Here is a 9,628-nt window from a genome sequence, read left to right on the forward strand (position 1 = left end):
GCGCAAAAACCTCGCAAAAAGGGGCAGGACTGCCGGGTGAAACCGGCTTCTTGTGCAATGCACAATAACATCAATCGAGCAGCGATGCAGAACGCGTCACGCGAATTCGCCGCCCCGTTTTTTTGCGATGAACCCGTGCGGTGACGACGCGCGCGCAGCGCTGCCGGCCCCTGTTGGCCACCTAACGTCCCGAAACAAAAAGGCTTTTTGTACGGCGCGAGCCGTCGATGGCCGCCGTCTATACTGGCGGTTGTCGCGCGCGTCGTCGATTTGCCCGGCTCGCGCGTTGCAGTCTGATATGAACGATTCTATGCGGCCCTGATCGCCTTTTCCGATGCCTGAATTGCCTGACTATCTGTGGTACTCCATCACCAGCCTGGGCGGCGCCGGCATGACGCTGCCGCTCGCGTTCGCCATCGCGCTGTGGCTCGCGGTCGGCTATACGTGGCGCATGGCGGCGGGCTGGCTGGTGCTGCTCGGCGCGGCGATCGGCGTCGTGACCGTCACGAAGCTGGCGTTCCTCGGTTGGGGCGTCGGCGTGCGCGAGCTGGATTTCACGGGCGTCAGCGGCCACGCGATGCTGTCCACGGCGGTCTATCCCGTCGCGCTGTTCCTGATGCTGCTGTGGACGCGTCCGCCGGTTCGCGTGCTCGGCGTTCTGCTCGGACTCGCCGCAGGCATGGCCGTGGGCGTGTCGCGCGTCGTCCTGAGCGCGCACTCGCCTTCGGAAGCGATCACCGGCTGTCTCGTCGGCGCCGTTGCCGCGCTGCTTTTCGTGCGGATGGCATGGAAGGCCCAGCCCGAGCGCCTTTCGGCGGTTCCGGTCGCGGTCAGCCTGATGGTGCTGGCGGTGCTGATGCACGGCGTGCACGTGCCGACGCAGCGCTGGGTGACGCACATCGCGCTGAAAGTGTCGGGGCATGACCGGCCTTTCATCCGCGCAAAATGGAAGGCCGTGCGCGATGTCCAGCCGGGCGCCGCGCCTGTCTCGCAGACGCGCGGCACGCTCGCGCTCATCAGTTCTTCCCACGTTTAAACGCGTTTCCGGTCCGGCTCGCTGCTGTATTTGACCGGCCGAATGTCGGTCATGCCAGCGCTATAACCTCGTCTATATTACGATAAGCGTTTTAACCACCGCTCCGGCACACGCCCGAGCCTCACACGTTCATGACGCCTTCCCGCCGCCTGCTGAAACAAGCGCTGTTTGTCGCCAGCGCGTTTTCCGTTGCCTTGAGCGCCAACGCACGCGCCGATGAGTTGATCGTCTCGGCCGCCGCGAGTCTGACCAACGCATTCAAGGCCGTCAGCGACGCCTTCGAAAAGCAGCACGCCGGCACCAAAGTGCTGCTCAACTTCGGCGCGTCCGACGTGTTGATGCAGCAAATCGCCAAAGGCGCGCCGGCCGACGTGTTCGCCTCGGCCGATCAGAAGGCGATGGACAAGGCCGCCGCCGAAAAAGTCATCGTGCCGGCCACGCGCAAGGATTTCGCGGCCAACTCGCTGGTGCTGATCGTGCCGGCGGACAGCCGTTTTGCGCCGTCGAGCCTGAACGAACTGGCATCGTCGAACGTGAAACGGATCGCGTATGGCGATCCGGCGTCCGTGCCGGTGGGCCGCTACACGCAAGGCGCGCTGCAAGCTGCGGGCGTGTGGGACGCGGTCAGCGCCAAAGCCGTGCTGGCGGCGAACGTGCGTCAAAGTCTCGACTACGTGTCGCGCGGCGAAGTGGACGCCGGTTTCGTGTTCGGCACCGACGCCGCGATCGTGCCGGGCAAGGTAAAAGTCGCGCTGAGCGTGCCGACGCAAACGCCGATTACCTATCCGATCGCGCAAGTGGAAGGCAGCCGGCACGCGGCGGATGCGCAGGCTTTCGTCGACTTCGTGTTGTCGCCGGCGGGCCAGGCGGTGCTGGCGAAGTACGGCTTCAAGCCCGCTCACTGATCGGCCATCACCGCCCATCCACTCACGCCCAGAGGAACCGCACGTCATGCAACAAGCCTGGATTCCGCTGATGCTGTCACTGAAAGTGGCGGGCTGGGCGACCGCGCTGAATCTCGTGTTCGGCGTCGCGGCAGGCTTCGGCTTGTCGCGCTGGCGCTCGGGCGCGCGCGACATCGTGGATTCGTTGCTGACACTGCCGCTCGTGATGCCGCCGACCGTGCTCGGCTACTACCTGCTGGTTCTGCTCGGGCGGCGCGGCGTGTTCGGCGCGTGGCTCGACCGCTTCGACATTCAACTGGTCTTCACCTGGCAAGGCGCGGTGATCGCGTCGACGGTGGTCGCCTTTCCGCTGGTGCTCAAGTCCGCGCGCGCCGCATTCGAAGCCGTCGATCCGCAACTCGAGCGCGCCGGGCGCACGCTCGGCGTCAGCGAAACGGCGGTGTTCTTTCGCGTGAGCCTGCCGCTTGCCGCGCGCGGCATTCTCGCGGGCGGCCTGCTGGCGTTCGCGCGCGCGCTCGGCGAATTCGGCGCCACGTTGATGATCGCGGGCAATTTGCCGGGCCGCACGCAGACGCTTTCGGTAGCGGTCTATTCGGCCGTGCAAGCCGGCGACGACAGCACCGCGAATTTCCTCGTGGGCGTGACTTCGGTGACGTGCGTCGTCATCCTGCTGCTCGCCGGCCGCCTCGTGCCGCAACGCACGCTTCTGGTTTCCCGCTGATATGCCGCTAGCCGTCGACATCCGCAAGACTTTCGAGAGCGCCGAGCGCCGCTTCACGCTCGACGTCGCCTTTACCGCGACCACGCAGCGGGTGGTGCTGTTCGGCCCGTCGGGCGCGGGCAAGAGCCTGACGCTGCAGGCAATCGCCGGCCTGCTGCGTCCCGACGAAGGCACGATCACGCTGCATGGCAAAGCGCTCTTCGACAACGCGCGCGAAATCGATCTGAAGCCGCAGGCGCGTCAGGTCGCGTATCTCTTCCAGGACTACGCGCTGTTTCCGCATCTGAACGTGCGCCAGAACATCGGCTTCGGCTTGCAGCGCGGCTGGTTCAATCCGCGCGCGCGCAACAGTTCCGCGCAAGTCGATTACTGGCTCGATGCATTGGAGTTGCGCAGCGTCGGCGGCCACTATCCGGCGCAGCTTTCCGGCGGACAAAAGCAGCGTGTCGCACTGGCGCGGGCGCTGGTGGCCAACCCGCAACTGCTGTTGCTGGACGAGCCGTTTTCCGCGCTGGACAGCCATTTGCGCCAGCGCATGCGCCAGGAATTATCGGAGTTGCAAACGCGGCTCGACATTCCGATGGTGTTGATCACGCACGATCCCGACGACGTCGCCGCGTTCGGCGATCAGGTCGTGCAGATCAGCGACGGCCGCGTCCGCGAACACCAGGCATTCAGCGGCTACGTGCGCAGCGAGACGTGAACGTGATCTGAGCGCGCACTTTCGTCGCGCGTTTCACCGCTTCAGTCCGATTCAGTCCGCTTCAGTCCGCTCAGTCCGCTTCATTCCTTTACGCCGAGAATCACGCTCGATGCCTTGAAGGCCGCGACCGCGCTCGCGCCTTCCACGAGACGCAGCGCCTCGGCACTCTGGTTCGTGACGACGGCGGTAATGACCGCGCCGCCTTCGAGCACGAGCGACACTTCCGCATTGACCGCGCCGCACTTCACGCTTTGCACGCTGCCGCGCAACTGATTGCGCGCGGACAGCTTCAGCGGCGCGCCGCTTTCATCGTCGACGAGCAGCACGACCCACGACGCCTTGATCAGCGCGAACGCCGCCGCGCCGACCGTGAGGCCAAGCGCCTCGGTGCTTTCGTGCGTGAGAACGGCGACGATCGTGTGGCCGCCGGGCAGCGTCAGCGAGATTTCGTCGTTGATTGAGCCGCGCGTGATCTGCGACACCGTGCCGTATAGCTGATTGCGCGCGCTCGTCTTGACGCCGATGCGGCCGATCAGATCCCAGTCCGTCGCAAAGCCTTCGATGGCCGCGCCCGCGCGCTCCAGAAAGCGCCGATGCTCGCGCTCCACTGCGCGAAACGTCTCGATGAGCTTGACCGCGCGCGGCGTCAGCGTCGTGCCGCCGCCGCCCTTGCCGCCGGTGAGCCGCATGACGAGCGGCTCGCCAGCGAGGTTGTTCATGGCGTCGACGGCGTCCCACGCGCCCTTGTAGCTCATGCCAACGGCTTTCGCGGCGCTGGTGATGGAGCCCGTTTCGCCGATCGCCGCGAGCAGCGCGATTCGCGACGCGCCGCCGAGCGTGTTCGCGCCCGCCTGGAACCAGACGGAGCCGCCGAGTTCCAGCGGCTCGTGGGACGAATCGTTGCGGTCGGATGCCATGGCGCGGGCGGTCGGGAATGAGCGGGTCGGAATTGAGGAAGGGCAGCGGATCATTATAGCGACCGGCCTTCCTGGCACCGCTCACAGCGCGTAGTGCGCAATCCCGTTGCCGAACGACCAGTTCTCCTTGAGCACTTCCACGAGACTGATCAGCACGTCTTCGCGCCGCAGTCCCGGCGACTCGTGCAGTTCGTCGACCAGGCGTTGATAGAGCGCCTTCTTCTGCTCGAGCGTGCGGGTGTTGCTCACGGTGAGCTGAATCATCACGAGATCGTCCGTTCGCTGGACGTTCAGATACTGATTGTCATAGACAAAGTTCGCGGCGTCGTGCTCGCTAATGAGCATGAAGATGTCGTCTTTCGGCACGTTGAACGTGGCGACGAGCGCGCGCTGGATGCTGTCCGTGAGCGCCTTCCGGTATTCGACGGGCTTGCCGGCGCGCAAAGCGATGCGGGTGAAAGGCATGACGTTCTCCTTCGAGGTGGTGAATACATGCACACAGCGTAGGCGCGCTCAGCCATAATAAACAGACATCTTCAGCTATTTCATCTATGTTGGATTGAAATGAAAGTCCTCGATCTGGACGCCGTTCGCGCGTTCGTGCTCGTCGCCGACCTGTGCAGCTTCACGCGCGCCGCCGACGCGCTCGGCACCACGCAATCCGCCGTCAGCCTCAAGCTGAAGCGGCTGGAAGCGCATCTGGGCAAGCAGTTGCTGGAGCGCACGCCGCGCGTCGTACGGCTTTCCGTCGACGGCAAGGCGTTTCTCGGCGCCGCGCGCGAACTGCTGGGCGCGCATGAGCGGGCGCTGGGGTCGCTGTCGGTGGAGCGTCGGCGGCTGGCGCTCGGGTTGAGCGAACACGTCGCGGGGCCCGATCTGCCGCAATTGCTCGCGCGGCTGAATGCGCACGATCCGGCGCTGGTGGTCGAACTGCACCTCGGCACGTCCGCCGCGCTGCTGGCCCAGTTCGACGAGCGCCGGCTGGACGCGGTCATCGTCCGTTATGGCGCTGACGAGCCGCCACGTGACGACGCACAGGTGCTGTTCAGCGAACCGGTCTGCTGGCTCGCGACGCCGGCGTGGCTGCCGCGCGTCGGCGAGCCGTTGCCGCTGGCGCTGTTGAGCGCGCCGTGCAATGTGCGCGACGTGGCGCTGCGGACGCTGACGGAGGCGTCGGTGGCATGGCAGGAGGTGTTTGTCGGCGGTGGCGTCGCGGCTGTCGGCGCGGCCGTTGCAGCAGGGCTCGCGGTGTCGCCGCTGGCGAGAAGAGTTGCGCCGCGCGGTTTAGTCGATGTCGGCGCGCGGCTCGGCTTGCCGTCGTTGCCGGAATCGCGCGTGACGCTGCACTCGCGCGTGAAGGACGCGCGTTTGAGGGAAACGCTGCGGCTGGTGACGAGCGGGCTGGCGGGCGGTTGAGCGCGCGCCGGCTCGGGCGTTCAGTGCAAGATCGGCGGAAGGGAGCCGCTGCGGGCTGTCGCAGGATTGGCGACTGCGTCTAGCTGATCCGCGGAAGTGTTAGCGGCGAGCGCCGGCGTCTTGTGGTCCGCTGGCGCCGGGCGGGCAGCCGCGCCTTTCGCTGTGCCGGCAACCTTCACTACACCGCCATGCGCGCTCTGACCTTGCGCGATGTTTGCGTGAATGGCCTTCGCGTGATCGGACTTCGTCTGAACGACTTGCGCCGGGCGTTTGGCGGCATCCGCGACGCCCGCGCTCTTCGGCTTTGCCTTGCCGCTCGCGAGGCCCGAAGCCTTATTAGCGCCCGCGCTTGCCACATGCTTTACGTCTGTCTTCGACTTAGCGGCCCCCGCAGACGCCACATGCTTCGCAGCACTCTTCGCCCGCCCCTTCGCCGCCCCATGCTTCCCGTGCGCCGCGGCCTCAGGCGGATTCCACACTTCGCTATAACCGCTCGCCATTGCCGCGCCGGACGCGCACCACACCGCAACCGCCGTTGCTACTGCACGAAACCTCATCTCCTGAACTCCTGAATTCTTTGCTTTACGACGAGCCGGGATTATATTCCCTTGCAAAAATCCCGAAATGGACTAGCATAGGAAATAAGTACATATAAGGACTTACCCGCTCATGGCACATGCCGCCCGCGCCGCCCAAGCTGAAGCGCCGATTCGTCCGCCGCTTTCGGAACCCTCGTTTGCAGAAATGTCCGCAGCGGGATTGCGCGCGTTCTTCAACATCGCACGAGACTGGGACTTGAGCGCGGACGAACAGATCGTGCTGCTCGGCTCGCCAGGCCGCTCGACTTTCTTCAAATGGAAGCAGGCGCCGGAAACGGCGCGGCTAGGCCGCGACACGCTGGAACGTCTGTCGCTGCTGCTAGGCATCTACAAGGCGCTGCAAATTCTCTTGCCGCAACCCAGCGCCGCGGACAACTGGGTCAAGCGTCCCAACAGCGCGCCGCCGTTCGGCGGCCGCCGCGCGCTGGATCGCATGCTGGCCGGCAACATTAGCGACCTCGTCGCCGTGCGCCAGTATCTCGACGCAATGCGAGGCGGCTGGGCGTGACAGAACCGCATTGGCAGGACCGCTGGCGCAGCGCGCCACTGGATTGGTCGCCCGCGTATCGCGTGATTCCCACGCGCTTTCCGGCCGTCAATCTGTTCGACCGGGTTGCATCGGCGGAAGATTTCGACGCGCTCTACGCGCTCGAAGCCATGACCAACGACCGCCTGCGCACCGAAATCGGCGAACTCGATCTAGTGCCGCGCGAAGAACGCCGCTTCGGGCCGGGTTATGGACCGATCATGGCCGCGCTCACGCATCTCAATCCGCTCGGCAGCCGTTTTTCCGACGGCACGTACGGCGTGTTCTATTGCGCCCGCTCGCGCGCGACCGCCATCGCCGAAACGCGTTATCACACGGGAAAATTCCTGGAAGCCACCGCCGAGCCGCCCATGCGTCAGCAGATGCGTCTCTACACGGTGGCGGCGCAAGGCGAAGTGGTCGATCTGCGCGGCGATCCGAAGCTGGACCTCGCGGTGCTGTCGCCGGACGACTATCTCGCCGGCCAGTCGCTCGGACGTGCAGTGCGCGAAGCGGGAGCGCCGGGCATCGCGTATCCGTCGGTGCGCGACCCCGAAGGCGAATGCCTCGCCGCGTTCAGAACGACGCTGCTGCGCGATTGCCATCACGCGGCGTACCTGGAATACAACTGGAACGGCAGCAGCGTGGATATGGTGTTCGAACTCAGCCAGGTCGGCTGACACGCGTCGAGCAACGCGCGATCAGGGCAGCGCCAACGCCGCCGCGCCTTCCGCGCGCGCTTCTTCGACGGAAATGGACCAGCGCCGCAGCGCCCTCGGCTCGACCAAAGTCAGCCTGCCGCCAGGCCCAAACGCGCCGGTATCGACGAACACCTGCGAGCCGATCTGCTTGATGTCGCGCATCGGCGTATGGCCGCAGTAAGTGAGCGACAAACCGCGTTGCCGTTGCGGATCGCCGTTGCCCATCGCGAGTTCGCGTCCCCACAGCATTTGCTGGCGCGTGTCGGAGGAGAAATTGCCGGCGTCGAGTTCGGCGTCGGTGCCGAAAAATTCGGCGTGCAGAACATTGAAGCGCTCCGGCCCGCTGCCCACCACGCGCGCGAGCGGCAGTGTGCGCAGCCGCTCCGCATAGCGGCGCAAACTTTCGTCGGGCAGGTTGGCGGCCCACGCGCCGCCTATGCCGTACCACCACTGACGCCGCAAGCGGCCATCGGCGACGGCGCACAGCGCGTCTTCGTGATTGCCGAGCACGGCGAAGAACCACGGCTTGTCGAGCAGCGCGAGCGCCTGCTCCGAATGCTCGCCGCGATCCACGAGATCGCCGACTGAAAAGAGCCGGTCGCACGCCGGGTCGAACGAAACCAGGCGCAGCAGATAGCGCAATGCATCGACACAACCGTGCAAGTCGCCGACGACGAAGTCGCGGCCGCTCCGGTTGGCCGGGTGGTGCTGAACAGAGATGTCGAGTACGGAAGCCATAAGCCCATGATAATGCGCAATGTCCGACGCGTATGCGCGCTGCCTCTCGTAGCGCGGCAATCGAAAGCGCAAAGTTGACACAAAATCACGCGAAAACGACAGGTTCCGGGCAGATTTTGCCGGAAAATGGCCGACTTGAAGGCGCGTCCTTGCTGGCTTCGCAAACTGCCAACTGGCTATGCGCATTGGCCGATAAACGCCGATTCGACGCCCATGCGCGGCTAAAGTTGCGGGAAGCGCCACGCGTAGGGCTCGGCCTGCAATGCGCTTTCGATTGAAAGCGGCCCGCAAGGCCGTTACGGAACACTACGGGCGCATCAACAGACTCCGCGCCACTTCAGCGCCACTTCAGCGCCTCGCTCGCCATTCCATGTTCACAAAATATTATCCGCAAACGCTTCGCAACCGCCCACGCATGCTGATCGCCCTCGCGTTCGGCGTCGCGGCTGCCGTGCTGATCCCCGCGCACATACGCCCGATGGCGCGCGTACTCGTCGGCTGGGACATTACCGTGTGGAGTTACCTCGTGCTGATCTGGGCGCACATGGTCCGCGCCGACGAAGGCAACGTGCGCGATTCCGCGCGCCGCGACGATGAGAACGCAGGCGTCGTGCTGTTCGTGATCTGCGCCGCCACCGTCGCCAGCATTGCCGCGATCGTGCTCGAGCTTGCGTCGGCGAAAGGCACGGCGGGCGCGTCGACGGTATGGCACTACACGCTGACCGGACTCACGATGATCGGCGCGTGGTTCATGATTCCCACCATCTTCACGCTGCACTATGCGCGGCTCTATTACGACACCGACGTGCCCGAGACGCCGCTCCTGTTTCCCGACCGCTCGCTCACGCCCGACTATTGGGACTTCCTGTACTTCTCGTTCACGATCGCGGTCGCTTCGCAGACGTCGGACGTGGTGCTGCGCTCACGCACCATTCGCCGCGCGGCGCTCGCGCAATCCATCCTGTCGTTCTATTTCAACGTTGCCGTGCTCGGCTTGTGCGTGAACATCGCAGCGGGCTTGCTCGGCTCGTGACCTGCTCCGCTGGGCGCGCGCATCGCCGCCCGGCAACCTCTCCTTTTCCGCTCCGCTGAATTCCGCGCAGACGAGTCCCGTGTAAAACGCGGACGATTGCAGCGCCTTTTACACGCGCCCGCCCTCTGCGGCAGCGTCGGGCCGCAAGCCCCGGAGCAAGCCTCCCCATAAGGGCACCCGCACCCCTTCATAGCGCGCCGGCTGGATTCACTGGCACAGGCCTTGCTGACTTCCGCAGACGTTCTGGCCGGCTCGCGTCGCGACGCCTGGCGGCGAGGCACCCGTAACTGGCCAGCGGCGTGACGATCTTTGCACTACATTGACCAAGTACGC

12 protein-coding genes are annotated in these 9,628 nt (G+C 65.3%); 8 read left to right on the forward strand and 4 right to left on the reverse strand.

Translation table 11 applies throughout. The features are described 5' to 3' along the window. Window positions 1-334 precede the first annotated feature (334 nt). From AB6809_RS27140 to AB6809_RS27155, 4 genes are all read left to right on the forward strand, one after another. Complete coding sequence (locus AB6809_RS27140) at window positions 335-1,036, forward strand: phosphatase PAP2 family protein (protein WP_029971437.1); 702 nt, start codon at window positions 335-337, stop codon at window positions 1,034-1,036. Window positions 1,037-1,167: 131 nt separating this feature from the next. After that, window positions 1,168-1,941, forward strand: a complete 774-nt coding sequence (gene modA, locus AB6809_RS27145; protein ID WP_006047633.1) for a molybdate ABC transporter substrate-binding protein — start codon at window positions 1,168-1,170, stop codon at window positions 1,939-1,941. Window positions 1,942-1,987: 46 nt separating this feature from the next. Then, the gene (modB, locus tag AB6809_RS27150) at window positions 1,988-2,662 is read left to right on the forward strand and encodes a molybdate ABC transporter permease subunit (protein WP_371027537.1); all 675 of its coding nucleotides are present in this window, start codon (window positions 1,988-1,990) and stop codon (window positions 2,660-2,662) included. A 1-nt stretch (window position 2,663) separates the two neighbouring features. Continuing rightward, window positions 2,664-3,365 (forward strand): sulfate/molybdate ABC transporter ATP-binding protein, encoded by a 702-nt coding sequence (locus tag AB6809_RS27155; RefSeq protein ID WP_371027538.1) that lies wholly within the window; start codon window positions 2,664-2,666, stop codon window positions 3,363-3,365. An 80-nt stretch (window positions 3,366-3,445) separates the two neighbouring features. Here AB6809_RS27155 and AB6809_RS27160 read toward each other — a convergent pair whose 3' ends face one another. After that, window positions 3,446-4,282 carry a TOBE domain-containing protein gene (locus tag AB6809_RS27160; RefSeq protein ID WP_029971435.1) on the reverse strand — a complete coding sequence of 279 codons (837 nt, stop codon included), beginning with the start codon at window positions 4,280-4,282 and terminating at the stop codon, window positions 3,446-3,448. An 81-nt stretch (window positions 4,283-4,363) separates the two neighbouring features. After that, window positions 4,364-4,747 carry a tautomerase family protein gene (locus tag AB6809_RS27165; protein ID WP_029971434.1) on the reverse strand — a complete coding sequence of 128 codons (384 nt, stop codon included), beginning with the start codon at window positions 4,745-4,747 and terminating at the stop codon, window positions 4,364-4,366. A 99-nt stretch (window positions 4,748-4,846) separates the two neighbouring features. Between AB6809_RS27165 and AB6809_RS27170 the strand changes: the two genes are divergently transcribed. Then, window positions 4,847-5,698, forward strand: coding sequence for a LysR substrate-binding domain-containing protein (locus AB6809_RS27170; RefSeq protein ID WP_029971433.1), 852 nt, complete (start codon window positions 4,847-4,849; stop codon window positions 5,696-5,698). A 20-nt stretch (window positions 5,699-5,718) separates the two neighbouring features. Here AB6809_RS27170 and AB6809_RS27175 read toward each other — a convergent pair whose 3' ends face one another. Continuing rightward, window positions 5,719-6,255, reverse strand: a complete 537-nt coding sequence (locus tag AB6809_RS27175; RefSeq protein ID WP_029971432.1) for a hypothetical protein — start codon at window positions 6,253-6,255, stop codon at window positions 5,719-5,721. A gap of 112 nt (window positions 6,256-6,367) precedes the next feature. Here AB6809_RS27175 and AB6809_RS27180 point away from each other — a divergent pair, with 112 nt between their 5' ends. Together AB6809_RS27180 and AB6809_RS27185 are read left to right on the forward strand one after the other, a co-directional pair. After that, entirely contained in the window at window positions 6,368-6,805 is a 438-nt protein-coding gene (locus AB6809_RS27180) for an MbcA/ParS/Xre antitoxin family protein (RefSeq protein ID WP_029971431.1), read from the forward strand. Beyond that, window positions 6,802-7,503 (forward strand): RES family NAD+ phosphorylase, encoded by a 702-nt coding sequence (locus AB6809_RS27185; protein ID WP_006047625.1) that lies wholly within the window; start codon window positions 6,802-6,804, stop codon window positions 7,501-7,503. The genes AB6809_RS27180 and AB6809_RS27185 overlap by 4 nt, the downstream gene beginning before the upstream one ends. Window positions 7,504-7,524: 21 nt before the next feature. Here the strand turns inward: AB6809_RS27185 and AB6809_RS27190 are convergent, their stop codons facing one another. Then, on the reverse strand, window positions 7,525-8,262 hold the full coding sequence (locus AB6809_RS27190) for a metallophosphoesterase (RefSeq protein ID WP_006047624.1): 738 nt from the start codon (window positions 8,260-8,262) through the stop codon (window positions 7,525-7,527). A 370-nt stretch (window positions 8,263-8,632) separates the two neighbouring features. Between AB6809_RS27190 and AB6809_RS27195 the strand changes: the two genes are divergently transcribed. Beyond that, the gene (locus tag AB6809_RS27195) at window positions 8,633-9,295 is read left to right on the forward strand and encodes a DUF1345 domain-containing protein (protein ID WP_006047623.1); all 663 of its coding nucleotides are present in this window, start codon (window positions 8,633-8,635) and stop codon (window positions 9,293-9,295) included. Window positions 9,296-9,628: the final 333 nt, after the last annotated feature.

This window comes from Paraburkholderia sp. RCC_158 (assembly GCF_041355255.1).
Lineage (GTDB): Bacteria > Pseudomonadota > Gammaproteobacteria > Burkholderiales > Burkholderiaceae > Paraburkholderia > Paraburkholderia graminis.